The following is a 16,483-nucleotide window of genomic DNA, read 5'->3' on the forward strand; positions in this document are numbered from 1 at the left end:
TCTCGATGGGTTTGGTGCTGTTCCAGGTCGGCTGCTACTCGTATCTCCCGTTGCAGACAGAGTTGCCGAGGTCGCCGGAAGTGAAGGTCCTGCTGAACGACCGCGGCCGAGTGCAGGTGGGTGATGGGATGGGCCCGTTTGTCGAAGCTGTCGAAGGTGTCGTCGCAGGAGAGGATTCATCGGCGGTGCGGTTGAAGGTGAGCCGCGTCGTGTATCTCCGGGGCGGCACGGCGGTTTGGGCAGGCGAGGAGGTGGCGATTCAACGGTCGGGCATCATGGGCTACCAAGGTCGGCAGTTCTCGAAAGGGAGATCCTGGGCGCTGGCAGGGCTGACCGCCGCGGTCGTCATCTACTCCATCTTCGCAGTAAGCCTCGACGTCTTCGGCGACGAAGGCGATGATGTCTGCAGGGGCCAAGGTTGTGGGCCGAATGAGCAAATTCGGTGGTAGGTACCACCAGCGTTCTTTCTGATAGCGTACTTCAACGGAGTCAAAGACTCATGCGATTTGCACGTCACTTTCTGCTTGCGACGCTCGCGTTCGGCGCGGCGGCCTGCTCGGACGACGATACCGGTCCGACGTCAGCCGTGATTCCGCCGCTCGCGTACGTCCGCTACATCAACGCGACGCCGGACACCTTCCCGCACACGGTGCGCTGGGTGGACGATCTCGAGTTCACGCCGCAGACGTTCATCAACGTCGGCTTCCGCACCGAAGGCCAGGGTGGCTTCCAGGGCCTCCGCGCGGGCAGCCGCCGCTTCAAGGTGTTCACGTACCAGCAGAACGTCTTGAACTTCCCGATCGCCGGCAACACGACGGTGCTGAAGGACACCACCTTCAACTTCGTCGCCGGTCAGCACTACACGATCGTCTACTCCGGCTTCACGCGGACGGGCAGCACGCCGGCCGCGCAGCTGAACATCATCACGGACGATCCGCCGGCCTCGCCGGCGACCGGCACGCTCATCCGCGTGTACAACCTCGCCTACACCGGCACGTGGGACGTGTACCTCGGCCCCACGGCCACGCAGGTGGGTGACACCTCGACGACGTCGACGGCCTACGCGGCGGCCCCGGGCACGTTGCTGGCGTCGACGACCGCGCCGGGTTCGGCTGGCGCCGTTGCGCAGAACTACACGGCGCGGGCGCTGGGCAACTACCAGCTCCGCTTCACCACCGCCGGCACGCTGAACCGTCCGGGAACGGCCGCGACGCCGACCCCGGTGCGCGTCGCCGTGCCGGCTGGTGTTGCCGAAACGGCGGACTTCGAAGCCGCGGGTGGCTCGAACATCAACGGCTCGGTGCTCACCGTGTGGGTGTTCGGTGCGCAGACGGGTGGCACCGGCGCGGCCTCGCGTCCGTCGGCTCTCGTGACCGTCGACCGCTCGCCGGCTCGTACGATCGCGCCGTAATCGCTCAACCAGTCCTACGATGGCGGCCGTCGACCTCTGGTCGGCGGCCGCTGTCGCGTTTCCCCCTCCGTGCTTGCGCAGGTGCGCCCGACCGCGCACACTAAGAGATAGGAAAGACGATGCGGTCGGCTCATCTCCCCCTCCGGCGCCTGCAAGGCGTCGTGCGGTGCCTGCTCGCGGGTGCCCTCGCCCTCGGCGCATCCGCCAGCGCTCAAGCCCAGGTCCTCAAAGGCAGCGTCCGCACGCTCGACACCTCGCTGCCCGTGCCAAGCGTCGAGATCATGGTGCGTGACAGCCTCGGTCGCGAACTGGCGCGCGCGTACTCGAACGACGCGGGCCTGTTCGCGATAAGCCTACGCGATCGTGTGGCGTTCAGCGTGCATGCGCGTCGGCTCGGCTTCCAGATGGCCGAGACCAACCTCCCGCGCGTCAGCGAGGATACCGTGAACCTCGAGTTCCAGCTCGCCGAGGTCGCCACGGAGACGGATGCGGTCACGGTCACGGGCATGGCGGCGCTCAACGCGCAGCGCCTGGAGGATGCCGAGCGACGCGGATGGGCGCTCTACCGACCCGAGATCATCGCGCAGCATCGCAGCCGCGCGCGTGACCTCACCGAGCTCCTGCGCTCCGTCGGCGCCCGCAACGTGCAGATGCCACGCTCGCCGCGCGATTGCGTGCGCTCGATGCGCAACAACCAGTGCGTCACCTATGTGGTGGACGGCCAGGTGTTGGGGCCCGACGCCTACGTGTTGCCGGAGGACGTGTACTTCCTCGCGGTGCTGACGCCCACAGAGTCGGCGGTGATGTACGGGAATCGGGCGATCAACGGGGCGGTGGTGGTGTATACGCGGATGAACGGGGATCGGTACGATGACGGACAGCTGCCGCCGCATCTTCGACGGGCGGAGCGGAAGGCGGCGGAGCCGCGGCGGCCGCGATAGCGTCGGGGGAGAGGGGGGCAGGGGCGGTGGGGGGACGACGTCTGACGGCATAAGGGAGACGGTGGGGAGGGGGAAGACGAGCGGGGGCGACGCGTTGCGTCGCCCCCGCTTCCCATCCCGTCTTTCCCAACCTCTCTCCCATCCCGTCGGCCTACCTCCGCCCGTACACCCGTCTCACGTCTTTCAGCCAGCTATGGCGCCGCATCAGGCAAGACGTAAGTCAGCGGATCCACTGGCTTCCCATTCACGTGGATCTCATAGTGCAGGTGCGGCGCCGTCGACAGCCCCGTAGACCCCACGGCGGCAATCAGCTGGTTGCGCGTGACCTGCTGGCCCACGCGCACGGCGATGCGCGAGCAGTGGGCGAACTTCGTGAGGATGCCGTTGCCGTGGTCGATCTCGACCACTAGGCCGAAGCCGCCTTCCATCCCCGCGCGGACGACCTTGCCGGCCGCAGGCGCCACGATGGGTGTGCCGGTGGGCGCGGTGACGTCGATGCCTTCGTGCGGGCGGTTCTCGTGCAGGATCGGGTGGAATCGGCTGCGCGTGAACTGGCTGGAGAGCCAGCCGGCCGTGGGCAGGATGCTCGGCGTGTTCGCGAAGCGCTGGTAGTTGGCCTGCAGCGAGTCGGAGACATCGCGGAAGCCGCTCGCGAGATTCGAGGCGCGCGAGATCAACCCCTCGACGTCCGGGCGTGCGCTCCAGCCCAAGCGGCCGGCGAATGGCCGACGACGCGTGAGTCCTCCCACATCGGCGACGGAGGCAGACATCGGTCCGACGATCTGGCCTCCGGCGTCGGCGCTCGCCACCGTGGCCCGCGCGTCGTTCGATGACTCGACGGGCAGGCCGGCCAGCATGCGCATCTGCTCCTCGCGCACGGCGATCTGCCGCAGCGTGTCGTCGAGCTCGGCGAAGCGCTGCTCCACCCTCGCGATCTCACGCTGGAGCGCCCGGTTCTGCGCCGCGACAAGCCGGGCGCCCGGAGTGCCCCATGGGGAGAACAGGACGAACACGGCTGCGGCCACCAGCAACACGGAGCACGCCGCCGTCCACTTCAATGCCCGGAACGTCCACCCCGGCACCTCGAAGGTGCGGGCGGCTTCGTTGCGCGGGGGGACGAATACGATCGTCCAGCGGCGGCGATTCGGCATCCCCGAAATCTAGGGGATTGCGACGGCCCCAACTACCCGAAGACGGGCCGAAAATGCCTACGCGGGCTTCGGAGGTTCGGGGCGGGGAAACAGGCCGTCGCCCTTGGCGACATGCCAGCCCGCGCAGTCCAGGAGCTGCGCCTGCTCGAAGGTGGTCTCATGGACGCTGCCCGGGCCTCCCAGCGCCTCCCAGAGCACTTGGGCCTTGCCCGGCATGACGGGCGCCAGGTAGACCGCCTGGCGAGCCAGCTGGCGCATCAGCGCGGCGAGCACGCGCTCGAGCTCCGGCCGCTGCGCCGGGTCCTTCGCGAGCACCCAGGGCTTCGATTCCTGGATGGCGAGGTTCGCCCGCGTGACGGTGCGGAAAATGGCGTCGAGGGCTTCGTGCAGCAGGTAGCCGCGCGAGCCGTCGACGGCAGATCGGGCAGCGGCGAGGTCCGCGAGGTCTGCACGGTCCGTGTCGCCGAACCGGCCCGCCGGCACCACGCCCTCGCAGTACTTCTCGACCATCGCGATCGTGCGGCTGGCGAGGTTGCCGAGCCCGTTGGCCAGCTCGGAGGTGTACACCGCCTCGAAGCGCTCCCAGCTGAACGACCCGTCGCCGTCGAACGGGATGTCGCGCAGCAGGTAGTAGCGGAAGGCATCGGCGCCGAAACGGTCCGCAGCCTCGCGCAGCTCGAGCTTCACGCCGGCGCTCTTGCTGAAGCGCTCGCCGCCGAGGGAGATGAAGCCGTGGGCCCACACGCGTGCGGGCAGCTGCAGCCCGGCAGCCATGAGCATTGCCGGCCAGATCACGGTATGGAAGCGCGTGATGTCCTTGCCCACCACGTGCACGTTCGCGGGCCAGCTGGCCTTGGACCCCGGGAAGAACTGCGCGGTCCAGTAGTTGGGGAGCGCATCGAACCAGACGTAGGTGGTCTGCGTCTCGCCATCGCTCAAGGGGCGCGGGAAGGGCACGCCCCAGTCGAAGCGCGCGCGGCTGGCCGAGACGTCCTCGAGACCTTCGTCGAGCAGCGCGAGGATCTCGTTGCGCCTCGAGGCCGGCTGGAGGAACTCCGGATGCGCCGCGAAGTGCGCCTTGAGCGCCGGTGCGTACTTCGAAAGCCGGAAGAACCAGTTGCGCTCGGTGACCTCCTCGAGCGTGCGCGTCGGATGCAGCGCGCACCGGCCCTCGACGATGTCGGCCGGCTGCTTGAAGCTCTCGCAGCCCACGCAGTACATGCCCGTGTAGCTGCGCTCGTAGAAGTCGTCGGGGCTGTGCGCGAAGATGCGCTCGAGCAAGTCCTTCACGGCCGCGTGGTGCTCGGCGGCCGAGGTGCGCATGAACTGGTCGTGCGACAGCCCGAGGTGCTGCCACATCGCGACGAACTTCGCGGCGATGTCGTCGACGAAGGCCTTGGGGGCGAGCCCGGCCTTCTCGGCCGTCTGCGCGACCTTCTGGCCGTGTTCGTCCATCCCGATGAGGAACCACACGTCGTGGCCCAACTGGCGGTGGAAGCGGCAGATGGCATCCGCGCCGATCTTCTCCAGGGCGTGGCCGAGGTGCGGCTCGCCGTTGGCGTAATCGATGGCGGTGGTGAGGTAGAAGCGGGCCACGTCAGGTCGTCGGGTTCTGGGGAGCGCCGGCGCTGTCTGGCCCACCCGGGCCACCGCGTCCGCGTCGGCCGCCGCGGCGCCCGCGACGGCGACGGCGCTTCGGTTCTTCGGCGTCGGCCGAAGGGGACTCGTCCTCCGGGGCGTCGACGGACTCCGACGCTGCAACGGGCTCAGGCGCCTCGTCTGCCTCGTCATCTTCGCCCTGCGCCCGCTCGAGCGAGAGCAAAGTGCCGGAGGCGGCCGCGGCGTCTTCGTCGCTGGGCACGACGCCTGGCGCCGTCTCCTTGCGGAGCTGGGCGAGCGGGATCGTGCGCATCTCGCCCTCGGCCGTCCGCAGCGTGACGAGATCGCGGAAGATGTCGTTGCTCACGACTTTTTCCTCGCCGACCGCAGTGACGATGACCTTGCCCTCCTTCGGAAAGCGCCGGCGCGCCGCCACGTAGAACTCATGCTCGTGCCGCAGGCAGCACATGAGGCGCCCGCAGGTGCCGGAGATCTGCGAGGGGTTGAGCGTCGAGAGCCGCTGGTCCTTGGCCGTGCTCGACTTCACGGGGCGCAGCTCGGGCAGCCAGGAGCTGGAGCAGAACTGGCGGCCGCAGCGGCCGATGCCGTCGAGCCGACGCGCCTCGTCGCGCACGCCGATGTGCCACATATGCACGCGGGTGGAGAAGCGCTTCTCGAGGCGACGTACGAGTTCGCGGAAGTCCACGCGCTCTTCCGCGGTGAAGTAGCAGGTGAGCTTGCGGCGGTCCCACTGCCACTCGGTGTCGCTGATCTTGAGGTCGAGCTTGAGCTCGCGGGCGAACTCGATGGCCGCCTTGCGTACGGCGTGCTCGTCGGCGCGGAGGCGGACGGCGCGGTCGATCTCGTCCGGCTTCGCGAGGCGGCTGATCTTCGGCAGCTCGGCCGGCGACTCCTTACCGTGCGTGGTGCCCGCCTTGCGCTTCTCGGCGAGCTCGCCCGTGGCGTAGACGCGACCGAAGTCCTCGCCGCGGTCGACGGCGACGATCACGGCGGTCTTCGGGGCGGGTGGCGTCTCGCCGCTCCATTGATAGAAGACCCGGCGATTCCCCTTGAACTCGACCTCGACCAGATGGGTGGCGACTGCGGCGGCCGTCACTCGGTGAAGGCGCCCATCTTGAGGTACTTCTCGCGGCGTTTCCGCACGAGCTTGTCGGGCTTGAGGCCCTTGAGTTCGTCGAGGTGCCGGACGACCGCGTCGTGTAGCGTCTTGGCGGCCGCGGCGTGATCGGCATGCGCGCCGCCCGCCGGCTCCGGCAGCACCTCGTCGATCACCTTGAGCTCCACGAGGTCCGGCGCCGTGATCTTCAGCGACTGCGCAGCCTTCTCGCGCATCTCGACGCTCTTGCCGTCCTTCCAGAGGATGGCCGCGCAGCCCTCGACGGTGATGACCGAGTACACGGAGTGCTCGAACATCAGGATCTTGTCGGCCACGCCGAGGGCGAGCGCGCCGCCCGAGCCGCCTTCGCCGATGACGATGGCGATGATCGGGACCTCGAGCATGCTCATCTCGAAGAGGTTGCGTGCGATGGCCTCGCTCTGGCCGCGCTCCTCGGCGCCGAGGCCGGCCCAGGCGCCCGGCGTGTCGATCATGGTGATGATCGGCACGTGGAACTTCGCGGCCAGCTTCATGAGGCGCAGCGCCTTGCGGTAGCCCTCGGGGTGCGGCATGCCGAAGTTGCGGTGCAGGTTCTCCTTGGTGTCGCGACCGCGCTGCTGGCCGATCACCATCACCGTCTCGCCATCGAGCCGCGCCCAACCGCCGACGATGGAGGGATCGTCGCGGAAGGCGCGATCGCCGTGCAGTTCGATGAAGTCGCTGAACGCGAGGCGCAGGTAGTCGAGGGTGAAGGGCCGGCGGGCCGAGCGCGCGACCTGCACGCGCTGCAGCGGCGTGAGGTTCTTGTAGACCTCCGCGCGCATCTCTCCGAGCTTGGCCTGCAACGGGGCGATCTGCGCGTTGACGTCGAGCTTCTGCTCCTCGGCGACGCGGCGGACCTCCTCGATCTGCTTCTCGAGTTCGGCGAGCGGCTTTTCGAATTCCAGTGCGGACGTACCCATTTCAGCTCCCGCGCACGAGGCGCACCCGCTCCGGGCCCAGGAGGGCGCGGAGCTCCAGCAGGGCCGGGCCAGCGGTGGACAGCTTCAGGGAGCTCGACCGCAGGCGGGCCGGGCTCCCATCCGGACCCTTCCAACGTAGCTCCAACGGGGCCGAACCGGGATGGGCGTCGGCCACGGCGCGGACGTCCTGCATGACCGCCACGGGCAAGCCGGCGGCCGGATCCAGCTCCAGCGAGATGGCGAACTGGCCGGTGGCGCGCAGTTCGGCGAGCCGCGTGATGGACTCGACGATGAACGTCGGGTTGTCGGCGCCTTGGTCGCGGCGCCCGTAGGCGCCCTTGATGAGCACCGGGATGTCCGTCTGCACGCGGTCGCTCATGGCCGCCCACGCCTCGGGGAAGACGAGGATCTCGGCTGTGCCGGAGAAGTCCTCCACGACCAAGCGCGCGAACTCGTTGCCGGACTTCTTGGAGATCTGCCGCTTCACGCTGGTGACGACGCCGGCCAGCGCCATCGACTCGGCGCTCCAGGTGCCCAGCTGGTTCACCTGATGCGTGGCGAGCAGTTCGCACTCGGCGCGGAACGGCTCGAGTGGATGGCCGGAGATGTAGAAGCCGAGGATGGCCTTCTCCTGCGTGAGGCGCTCGCTCTCCGTGAACTCCTTCACGTTGGGCAGCGTGGGCACCAGCGGCGCGCTCGGCGTCTCGGAGGGATCACCGCCGAGGTCCCCGAACAAGGAACCTTGTCCGGTGGCGATCTCCGCCTGCGCCAGCGAGGCATGCTGCATGGCGCCATCGAGCGCGGCGAGGAACTGCGCGCGGTGGCCCGGTAGGTTGTCGAGCGCGCCGGCGTGGATCAGCGCTTCGAAGACGCGCTTGTTGCAGACGCGCAGGTCCACGCGCTCACAGAGATCGTAGAGCGAGGTGAACGGCTTCTCGCTGCGGGCCGCGATGATGCTCTCGGCCGCCGAGTGGCCGACGTTGCGGATGGCGCCGAGCCCAAAACGAATGCGCGTGTCGCCGACGACGGTGAACTTCCAGCCGGATTCGTTGACGTCGGGGGCGAGGATCTCGAGGCCTAAGTCGCGGGCCTCGTTGATGTACTTCACCACGGCGTCGGTGTCCCCGATGGACGCCGAGAGCACGGCGGCCATGAACTCGGGCGCGTAGTGCGCCTTGAGATAGGCCGTGTGGTACGAGAGGACCGAGTAGGCGACCGAGTGCGACTTGTTGAAGCCGTAGCGGCCGAAGGTCTCGATCTGCGCGGAGATGTCCTCGATGACCTTCGCCGGGAATCCGTTGGCGATGGCCTTCTGCGAGAACTTGCCGAGCTCGGCCTTGATGAGCTCGGCGTCCTTCTTGCCGACGGCTTTGCGCAGCACGTCGGCTTCGGCGAGCGAGATGCCCGCCAAACGCTGCGCGATACGCATCACCTGTTCTTGGTAGGTGATGACGCCGTAGGTGGGCGCGAGGATCTCTTCCAGCTCGGGGAGCTGGTAGGTCACGGGCTCCTCGCCCTTCTTGCGCCGCTGGTAGACCTTGTGCATGCCGGCGTCGAGCGGGCCGGGGCGCATCAGCGCGTTCGAGGCGACCAGGTCGTCGAAGCGGTCGGCGCGCATGGCGCGGACCATCTCGGTGGCCAGCGGCGATTCGAACTGGAACACGCCGGCGGTGCGGCCGGCGCGCAGCATGCGATACGTGGGCTCGTCATCGAGCGCGAGCGCGTCGAGGTCGATGTCCACGCCGCGGCGCTCCTTGATGGCCTTCACCGCATCCGTGAGGATGGTGAGCGTGGTGAGGCCGAGGAAGTCCATCTTGAGCATGCCCGCCTTTTCCAGCGCGACCATGTCGTACTGCGTGACGACGACGCGCTCGTCGTTGCCCGAGCCGGAGCCCTTGGACTCCTGCGTGCAGACGGGGACGTACTCCTCGAGCGGACCCGGCGCGATGACGATGCCGGCGGCATGGACGCCGGCGTGGCGCGAGAGGCCTTCGAGCGAGATGGCGAAGTCGAAGAGCTGCGCGTGGCGCTCGTCCTGCTCGTAGAGCTTGCGGACTTCCGGGACCTTCTCGATCGCCTCGGCGACGGTGAGCGAGAAGTTCGGCGCATTGGGGATGAGCTTCGCGATCGCGTCGGTCTCGGCCGGCGTGAAGCCGAGCACACGGCCGACGTCCTTGATGCAGGCGCGGGACTTGAGCGTGCCGAAGGTGATGATCTGGCCGACGGACTCGCGCCCGTACTTGTCGCGCACGTACTCGATGACTTCGCCGCGGCGTTCTTCGCAGAAGTCCACGTCGATGTCGGGCATCGAGACGCGTTCCGGATTCAGGAAACGCTCGAACAGCAGGTCGAACTTGAGCGGGCACACATTCGTGATGCCCGTGGCGTAGGCGACCAGCGAGCCGGCCGCGGAGCCGCGGCCCGGGCCGACGGGGATGCCGCGATCGCGGGCCGCCTTGATGAAGTCCGCGGTGATGAGGAAGTAGCCGGCGTAGCCGGTCTTCGTGATCACGCCGAGTTCGTAGTCGAGGCGCTCCTTCACGTCGGCGGGCAGCGGATCGCCGTAGCGCTGCTTGGCGCCGTCGGTGGCCAGCTTCACCAAGAAGTCGTTCTCGCTGCTCACGCCGGCGGGTAGCGGGAACGACGGCACGTAGTACTTCTTGTCGAAGACGACGTTGACCTCGTCCGCGATCTTCAGCGTATTCTCGAGGACGTCCGTGCGGCCCTTGAAGTGCGCCTGGATCTCGGGGGCGCTCTTGAAGTACAGGCCGCGGTCGTAGCGCATGCGGTCGGCGTCGAGGCGATCTTTCTTGAGGCCGATGCAGAGCAGCACGTCGTGCGCGTCGTGGTCCTCGGCCTTGAGGAAGTGCGCGTCGTTCGTGGCGACGACCGGGAGGTTCATCTCCTCGGCCAGCTTGAAGATCAGCTTATTGAGCTTCTGCTGTTCGCCGGCCTCGTGGGCCTGGACCTCGAGGTGGTAGCGATCCTTGAAGACTTCGGCGTACCATGCGGCGACAGCCTTGGCTTCATCGTAGCGGTCTTCGAGGAGGTGCTGGGCAACCTCGCCGGCCATGCAGGCTGACGAAACGATGAGGCCGGAGTTGTGGCGGGCGAGCAGTTCGCGGTCGACGCGCGGCTTTCCGTAGAACCCCTCGGTGTAGCCGAGGGAGGAGAGCTTCACGAGATTGCGGTAGCCTTCGAGATCGCGGGCGAGGAGGACGAGGTGATAGTAGTTCTTCTCGCCGGCGGCGGCGCGGGAGCGGTCGCGACGGTCTCCGCGCGCGACGTAGGCTTCCATGCCGATGATGGGCTTGAGCTTGGCCTTCTTGGCCTTCTCTTGGAATTCCCAGGCGGCGTGGAGATTGCCGTGGTCGGTGATGGCGAGGGCGGGCTGTTCGAACTCCTGGGCGCGGGCGATCAGGTCGTCGATGCGGTTGGCGCCGTCGAGGAGACTGTATTCGGAGTGGGTGTGGAGATGAACGAAGCCCATATCCTGGGGAATCTAGCCGCTCGGCTTTCGGTGGGAGACGGGAGACGGGGGTACGGGCGGGGATAGGGAGAGGGGAATGGGGGAGACGGGGGGGAGAGGGGAGGGGTCATTCTTGAGGCGCTGGGGTCGGCGGGGGCTGTTGGGCCTCGGCGTGCTCCTCGGCGTGGGCTTGCTGCTGCTCGTCGCGACGCCGCTTGGGCGGTATCTGCTGCGCGCGGGGTATGAGGAGGCGCGGATTCTCCTCGCACGGCGGTCGATCGGGGAGATGGTGCGAGATTCGACGGTGGACGGTGAGACGCGGGAGAAGTTGCGGCTCGTGTTGGCGGCGCGGGCGTTTGCGGTCGATTCGCTGGGGCTGCCGGCGGGGGAGACGTTTACGCAGTTCACGCAGTTGGAGACCGATACGCTGGTATTGGTGTTGTCGGGGGCGCGGCCGGATTGGCTGGAGCCGGTGCTGTGGCGGTTTCCGATCGTGGGGCGGTTGCCGTACAAGGGGTTCTTCCGGCTGGCGGATGCGCTGGCGGCCGAGCGCGAGCTGCGGGAGAAGGGATTCGATACCTACCTGCGGCCTGCCTCGGCGTTCTCGACGCTCGGGTGGTTCAACGATCCGCTGCTTTCGACGACGCTGGCGCAGGATTCGCTCGATCTCGTGAACACGGTGATCCACGAGCTGACGCACAATCGCTACTTCGCCGCTGGCGATGCGTCGTACAACGAGAGCTTCGCGAACTTCGTGGGGGCACGGGGGGCGGAGGCGTTCTTCCGCTCACGCGGCGACTCTGTGCGCGCGGCGCGCACGGCGGCGCGTTGGGACGACGAGCGGGTGCTCGCGGCGTACTGGGCACGGCTGTACGGGCGCCTCGACTCGACCTTCCGGGCGCATCCGGGGGATTCGCTGCGCGAGCGTCGCATCGCGCTGCGTGATTCGCTCTACGGCGCGGCGCGCGAGGAGCTGCGCACGAGCGTGGCGCCGCAGTGGAAGACCATCGCGCCGCGGTATGCGGATCTCGTGCGACTCGACAATGCCGCCGTGCTGGCGCGCCGAGTCTACCTGACGGAGATCGAACGCTTCGAGGCGGTGTATGCGGCGGCGGGGCGCGAGTTGCGACCGGTCGTCGATACGCTGGTGCTGCGTCATCGTCAAGGGCGCTGGCATACGCCGACCAAGGCCGCAGCGAGGTAACTTCCGGCATGGAGCATATCCTCACGGAGTCGCTGGTCATCTTCGGCCTCCTGCTGCTGAACGGCGTGTTTGCGATGTCGGAGATCGCGGTGGTGACCTCCCGACGTGCCCGGCTGGAGACCGCCGCGAAGCTCGGTTCGAAGGGTGCCCGTCGGGCGCTGCGGCTCATCGACGATCCCACGCGCTTCCTCTCGACCGTGCAGATCGGCATCACGCTGATCGGCGTGTTGGCTGGCGCCTTCGGCGGCGCGACGATCGCGGCCCAGCTCGACGTGCGGCTGGAGCAGATTCCTGCATTGGCGCGCTTCAGCGAGGCAATCGCCGTCGCTACGGTGGTCGGCGCGATCTCCTTCCTGTCGTTGGTCTTCGGCGAGCTGGTGCCGAAGCGTATCGCGATGCAAGCGCCGGAGCGCATCGCGGCCACGGTAGCTGGTCCGATGCTCTCGCTGGCGCGTGTTGCCTCGCCGGCCGTCGCGGTGCTGACGTTCACGACGGCGACCATCCTGCGCCTCCTCGGCATCAAGGAGGCGCAGGGCACGCGCGTCACGGAAGACGAGGTCCGTGCGGTCATCTCCGAGGGGCGTCAGTCGGGAGCGGTGCAGATCGTCGAGCACGAGATGCTCGAGGGCGTGTTCCGGCTGGGAGACCGGCTGGCGCGCGACGTGATGGTACCGCGTCCAGACGTCGATTGGATCGACGTGGAAGAGGGCATCGCGGGCCTTCGAGAGCGGCTGAGTCGCCCGGAGGCGGACACCGTGCTGCTCTGCCGTGGATCGCTGGACGAGGTGGTCGGTGTGTTGCGTCCACAGCGCGTGCTTTCGGCGGCGCTGACGGGCGAGCCGATCGACCTCGTGGCGCTCGCGGAGCCGCCGGAGTTCGTGCCGGGGTCGCTGGCCGTGCTGCGCGTACTCGAGCAGCAGCGTGCCGCCGGCCACCGCGCCGTCGTAGTGCTCGATGAGTACGGGGGCGTTGAAGGCTTGCTCACGCTGGAGCATCTGCTGAGCGAGATCGTGGGCGACGTTCGGGAGCCCGGTGGTGCCGAGCCGGCCGCGCCTTGGACGCAGCGACCGGACGGGAGTTGGTTGGTCGACGGCGCCGCCGACTTCGGCGATGTTGCGGTGCAGCTTGGGTTGCCTGCGGCGCCAGAGAGTGAGCGCGGGATGTATCGGACCTTGGCGGGCTTCGTCCTCGCTCGGGCCGGCAACGTGCCGCGCGCCGGTGATGCCATCGAATGGGGTGGGTTCCGTCTCGAAGTGGTGGACATGGACGGCCGGCGCGTGGACAAGGTGCTGGTGAGCGGGCGTTCCAGAACCGAGGGCGAGGAAGAGGCGAATGGCCATGAAGGTTGAATCGCAGTGTGGCACGCTGGCACGTGCCGCGACGGTTGGCATGTACCTCCTCGCCGCGGCGACCGCGGTGCCGGCGCAAGCGGTGATGAACGCGACGCTTCGCCCCGAGGCGCGCGTCGACGGCAACGACGACCTCGTGTCGTTCTCCTTCATTCGCGACTTGGTGCCGCTGCGGGACGGATCCGTCCTGGTCGCGGAGCCTCGGGAGAGCCGCTTGCGGCAGTTCGCGGCCGACGGTACGCCGCGCGGGACCGTCGGCCGCGGCGGGGCGGGCCCCGGGGAGTTCCGCGCGATTCGCGGCATCGGACTCATCGGCGACTCGATCTGGGTGCTTGACGTCTCGCTGCGCCGCACCACGTGGCTGGCCAGCGACGGAACGACCTTGGGGACCGTACGCTGGGACCTCGCGGATGACGCGCGTTCTGTGACAGGGTTCGTCATCGGCGGGTATCTGCGCTCGGGGCTCGCGTGGGGAGAGCGGAGCGCGGCGCCGCAGTCGGCGGCCGATGAATCGGCGCCGCGCCGCATCGAGCTGCTCTCGCCAACTGGCGCCGAGCGCGTCCGCGCGTTGGCCGAGGTGGCGTCGGAGCACGCGCGCTTTCGCTGGCTCGACGGGCCGACCATCGAGTTTGGGTTGCAGCCGTTCGCCGACGCACCGATTGTGCTCGGAGCTGGCGCGAGCGATCGCATCGTGATCGTGGACCGCCGTACGCAGTTCGCCGCGTCACGGCGCTTCCCGGTCACGGCAGTGGGCGCGAACGGCGACACGCTGTGGACCCTGCGCATCGGGTACCGTCCGCGCCCGATTTCGCGCGGCGTGCGCGACAGCGTGGTGCGGCGCATCACGCGGGGGCTGGCGCGGAGCGGCGCGACAGAGGCGGACGTGCGCGCGATCCTGCACCTGCCCGAGAGCTTTACCCCAGTCAGCGATGCCTTCGAGGATGCGGACGGACGCATCTGGTTGCGCCGCGAGGAGGACGGACCACGCGTCACCTACCAGCGCATCTCCACCGCTGGGACGTTCGATCTCGAGGTCGTCGTCGACCGCGCGCTGCGGCTTCGCGCCGCACGCGGAGCCACGGTGTGGGGCATCCGGCTCGACGAAGACGGGGTGCCGAGTCTCGAGCGCTACACGGTACTGTCAGGACGAGCCGAAGCGTCCCCGTAGCAGGGCCCTCAGGTCCACTTCCGGCGGCGCGGATGCATCGGGCACCGCCGCGGGCTCCACGACTGCCTGCAGCGTCACGCGCTGGAACGCCTTGCGCACGCCGCGGTCGAGGAAGCGGCTTACCTGGTCGAGTGAATAGTCCGCCCCGCGCCGCGTGTCGTACACATTGAGCGGATAGCTCACCGCGAGATGATTGCGCGCCCGCGTCATCGCGACGTACATGAGGCGGCGCTCCTCTTCGATCTCGTCTTCGCTGCCGAGTGCGCGGGCCATCGGGAACCAGCCGTCCACGGCCCAGATGACGAACACGGCGTCCCACTCGCGGCCTTTGGCGCTGTGCGCGGTGGAGAGCACGAGGGTGTCGTCCTCGGTGTCGCTGCCGAAGCCCAGGTCGCTGGTCGCGCTCGGCGGCTCGAGGGCGAGCGCGCTCAGGAACGTGGCGCGGTCGGGATAGCCGCCGGCGATCGTCTGCAGCTGGTCGAGGTCGGAGAGCCGCGGCTCGACGCGGTCGTAGCGCTCGCGCAAGATGTCGTCGTAGAGCGCGCGCACGCGGACGATCTCGCGGGTGACGCGGCCGTCCTCGTCGCCCGTGCCGGCGCGCAGATCGGCGAGTAGCCGTACGAGTGCCGCATGTGCCTCGCGCGCGCGCGGTGGCGGCGTGAAGCGGCCGAAGGACTCGTGGCTCCACGCGAGATCCGCCATGGACTGCACCGCATTGCGCGCCGTGACCTCGCCGATGCCAGGCATGAGCAGCAGCAGGCGGTACCAGCTGACCTCGTCGCGCGGGTTCTCGAGCACGCGGAGGAAGGCCAGCACGTCCTTCACGTGCGCGGCTTCGAGGAACTTGAGCCCGCCCCACTTGTCGAAGGGAATGTTGCGCGCCGTGAGCTCGATCTCGAGGTCGGCGCTCATGTACCCCGCGCGGAAGAGCACGGCCATTTCGCGGAGCGGGATGCCTTGCTCGTGCAGCTCGAGGATGCGGTCGACGACGAAGCGCGTCTGCTGCTGCTCGTCCTGCGCGGTGACCAGCCAAGGCTTCTCGCCACCCGTGCGCCGCGAATACAGCTCCTTGCTGAAGCGCTCTTCCGCGCGGCTGATCAGCAGGTTCGTCGCGTCGAGGATGGGCTGCGTGCTGCGGTAGTTCTCCTCGAGGGTGACGGTGCTCGCGCCGTGGTACTCGCGCGGGAAGTCGAGGATGTTGCGGATCGTGGCGCCGCGGAAGGCATAGATGCTCTGCGCATCGTCGCCGACGACCGTGAGGTTGCGGTGCACGCGGCACATGCCCTTGAGGATGCGCGCCTGCAGCACGTTGGTGTCCTGGTACTCATCGACCAGGATGTGGTCGTAGAGTCCGGCGATCTTGTCGGCGACGGCGGGGGCGTTCTCCAGCAGCAGCGCCCAGTAGAGCAGCAAGTCATCGTAATCCACGAGGTCGCGCTGCTGCTTGCGCTGCGTGTAGTCGGCGAAGACCTTCGCGAACTCCTCTTCGAGCTGGACGAAGCGCGGGTACTCGTCGCGCAGGATGGCACCGACGGGGATGTCGGTGTTGACATGCCGCGAGTACACGTGGTGCAGCGTTTCCTTCTTCGGGAAGCGCTTGGTCTTGTCGCCCAAGCCCAGTGCCGTGCGCGAGAGGCCCATGAGATCCTCGGCGTCGGACTGGTCGAGGATCGTGAAGTCGCCGGGGAGTCCGCCTTCGGGGCCGAAGCGCCGCAGCAGGCGATGCGCCGTGCCGTGGAAGGTGCCGCCGTGCACGCTGCGGCTCGCGTGGCCGACGAGCTTCTCGGCGCGCGCGAGCATCTCCTGTGCCGAGCGCCGCGTGAAGGTGAGCAGCAGGATGCGCGACGGTGGCACGCCGCGGTCGATGAGATGCGCGACGCGGTACACCAGCGTGCGCGTCTTGCCCGTGCCCGCGCCGGCGACGATCAGCAGCGGTCCGTCGGGGTGCGTGGCGGCCTTGAACTGCGCGGCGTTCAGCTCGGCCGCGAAGTCCACCGAGCGTCGCGGCTCGGCGGTGCGTTCGCGGGGCGGATAGGCGCGGAGGTCGTCGGACATCGGACCCTGAATATATCCCGAAGCGGCACTCGTGTGCCGCCTTGGGCTCACGGCGAG

At 68.4% G+C, this 16,483-nt stretch carries 12 protein-coding genes; 6 read left to right on the forward strand and 6 right to left on the reverse strand.

What is annotated here, in order from left to right:
* Nucleotides 1-14: 14 nt before the first annotated feature.
* From Strain318_RS02550 to Strain318_RS02560, 3 genes are all read left to right on the forward strand, one after another.
* Entirely contained in the window at nucleotides 15-449 is a 435-nt protein-coding gene (locus Strain318_RS02550; protein WP_367886966.1) for a hypothetical protein, read from the forward strand.
* Between the two features lie 50 nt (nucleotides 450-499).
* Complete coding sequence (locus Strain318_RS02555) at nucleotides 500-1,411, forward strand: DUF4397 domain-containing protein (protein WP_367886967.1); 912 nt, start codon at nucleotides 500-502, stop codon at nucleotides 1,409-1,411.
* A 161-nt stretch (nucleotides 1,412-1,572) separates the two neighbouring features.
* Nucleotides 1,573-2,352, forward strand: coding sequence for a carboxypeptidase-like regulatory domain-containing protein (locus Strain318_RS02560; RefSeq protein ID WP_367886968.1), 780 nt, complete (start codon nucleotides 1,573-1,575; stop codon nucleotides 2,350-2,352).
* 191 nt (nucleotides 2,353-2,543) lie between these two features.
* Here Strain318_RS02560 and Strain318_RS02565 read toward each other — a convergent pair whose 3' ends face one another.
* From Strain318_RS02565 to dnaE, 5 genes are read right to left on the reverse strand one after another with little or no spacing between them, the layout of a single operon-like run.
* Entirely contained in the window at nucleotides 2,544-3,503 is a 960-nt protein-coding gene (locus Strain318_RS02565) for a M23 family metallopeptidase (RefSeq protein WP_367886969.1), read from the reverse strand.
* A gap of 57 nt (nucleotides 3,504-3,560) precedes the next feature.
* Nucleotides 3,561-5,099 (reverse strand): methionine--tRNA ligase, encoded by a 1,539-nt coding sequence (metG, locus tag Strain318_RS02570; protein WP_367886970.1) that lies wholly within the window; start codon nucleotides 5,097-5,099, stop codon nucleotides 3,561-3,563.
* A 1-nt stretch (nucleotide 5,100) separates the two neighbouring features.
* Nucleotides 5,101-6,219 (reverse strand): PSP1 domain-containing protein, encoded by a 1,119-nt coding sequence (locus Strain318_RS02575; protein WP_367886971.1) that lies wholly within the window; start codon nucleotides 6,217-6,219, stop codon nucleotides 5,101-5,103.
* On the reverse strand, nucleotides 6,216-7,181 hold the full coding sequence (locus tag Strain318_RS02580; RefSeq protein ID WP_367886972.1) for an acetyl-CoA carboxylase carboxyltransferase subunit alpha: 966 nt from the start codon (nucleotides 7,179-7,181) through the stop codon (nucleotides 6,216-6,218). Before Strain318_RS02580 ends, Strain318_RS02575 begins: the two co-directional genes overlap by 4 nt.
* Nucleotide 7,182: 1 nt before the next feature.
* Nucleotides 7,183-10,671, reverse strand: coding sequence for a DNA polymerase III subunit alpha (gene dnaE, locus Strain318_RS02585; protein ID WP_367886973.1), 3,489 nt, complete (start codon nucleotides 10,669-10,671; stop codon nucleotides 7,183-7,185).
* 112 nt (nucleotides 10,672-10,783) lie between these two features.
* Here dnaE and Strain318_RS02590 point away from each other — a divergent pair, with 112 nt between their 5' ends.
* Genes Strain318_RS02590 through Strain318_RS02600 form a run of 3 tightly spaced genes read left to right on the forward strand, consistent with a single transcriptional unit; the run spans nucleotide 10,784 to nucleotide 14,371 of the window.
* The gene (locus tag Strain318_RS02590) at nucleotides 10,784-11,854 is read left to right on the forward strand and encodes an aminopeptidase (RefSeq protein WP_367886974.1); all 1,071 of its coding nucleotides are present in this window, start codon (nucleotides 10,784-10,786) and stop codon (nucleotides 11,852-11,854) included.
* 8 nt (nucleotides 11,855-11,862) lie between these two features.
* A complete protein-coding gene (locus Strain318_RS02595) occupies nucleotides 11,863-13,203 on the forward strand; it encodes a hemolysin family protein (protein ID WP_367886975.1) in 1,341 nt (446 codons plus the stop codon).
* Nucleotides 13,193-14,371 carry an NHL repeat-containing protein gene (locus tag Strain318_RS02600; protein WP_367886976.1) on the forward strand — a complete coding sequence of 393 codons (1,179 nt, stop codon included), beginning with the start codon at nucleotides 13,193-13,195 and terminating at the stop codon, nucleotides 14,369-14,371. The genes Strain318_RS02595 and Strain318_RS02600 overlap by 11 nt, the downstream gene beginning before the upstream one ends.
* On the opposite strand, the gene Strain318_RS02605 is transcribed toward Strain318_RS02600, so the two are convergent.
* Entirely contained in the window at nucleotides 14,345-16,426 is a 2,082-nt protein-coding gene (locus Strain318_RS02605) for an ATP-dependent helicase (protein WP_367886977.1), read from the reverse strand. The genes Strain318_RS02600 and Strain318_RS02605 overlap by 27 nt on opposite strands.
* Nucleotides 16,427-16,483 lie beyond the last annotated feature (57 nt).

Source organism: Pseudogemmatithrix spongiicola, assembly GCF_030623445.1.
Classification (GTDB): domain Bacteria; phylum Gemmatimonadota; class Gemmatimonadetes; order Gemmatimonadales; family Gemmatimonadaceae; genus Pseudogemmatithrix; species Pseudogemmatithrix spongiicola.

Excerpts from the sequence above, each read along its gene's own strand:
- Strain318_RS02565 (WP_367886969.1), bottom strand. The coding sequence starts at position 3,503 with ATGCCGAATCGCCGCCGCTGGACGATCGTATTCGTCCCCCCGCGCAAC.
- Strain318_RS02605 (WP_367886977.1), bottom strand. The coding sequence starts at position 16,426 with ATGTCCGACGACCTCCGCGCCTATCCGCCCCGCGAACGCACCGCCGAG.
- Strain318_RS02595 (WP_367886975.1), top strand. The coding sequence starts at position 11,863 with ATGGAGCATATCCTCACGGAGTCGCTGGTCATCTTCGGCCTCCTGCTG.
- dnaE (WP_367886973.1), bottom strand. The coding sequence starts at position 10,671 with ATGGGCTTCGTTCATCTCCACACCCACTCCGAATACAGTCTCCTCGAC.
- Strain318_RS02600 (WP_367886976.1), top strand. The coding sequence starts at position 13,193 with ATGAAGGTTGAATCGCAGTGTGGCACGCTGGCACGTGCCGCGACGGTT.
- Strain318_RS02555 (WP_367886967.1), top strand. The coding sequence starts at position 500 with ATGCGATTTGCACGTCACTTTCTGCTTGCGACGCTCGCGTTCGGCGCG.
- Strain318_RS02580 (WP_367886972.1), bottom strand. The coding sequence starts at position 7,181 with ATGGGTACGTCCGCACTGGAATTCGAAAAGCCGCTCGCCGAACTCGAG.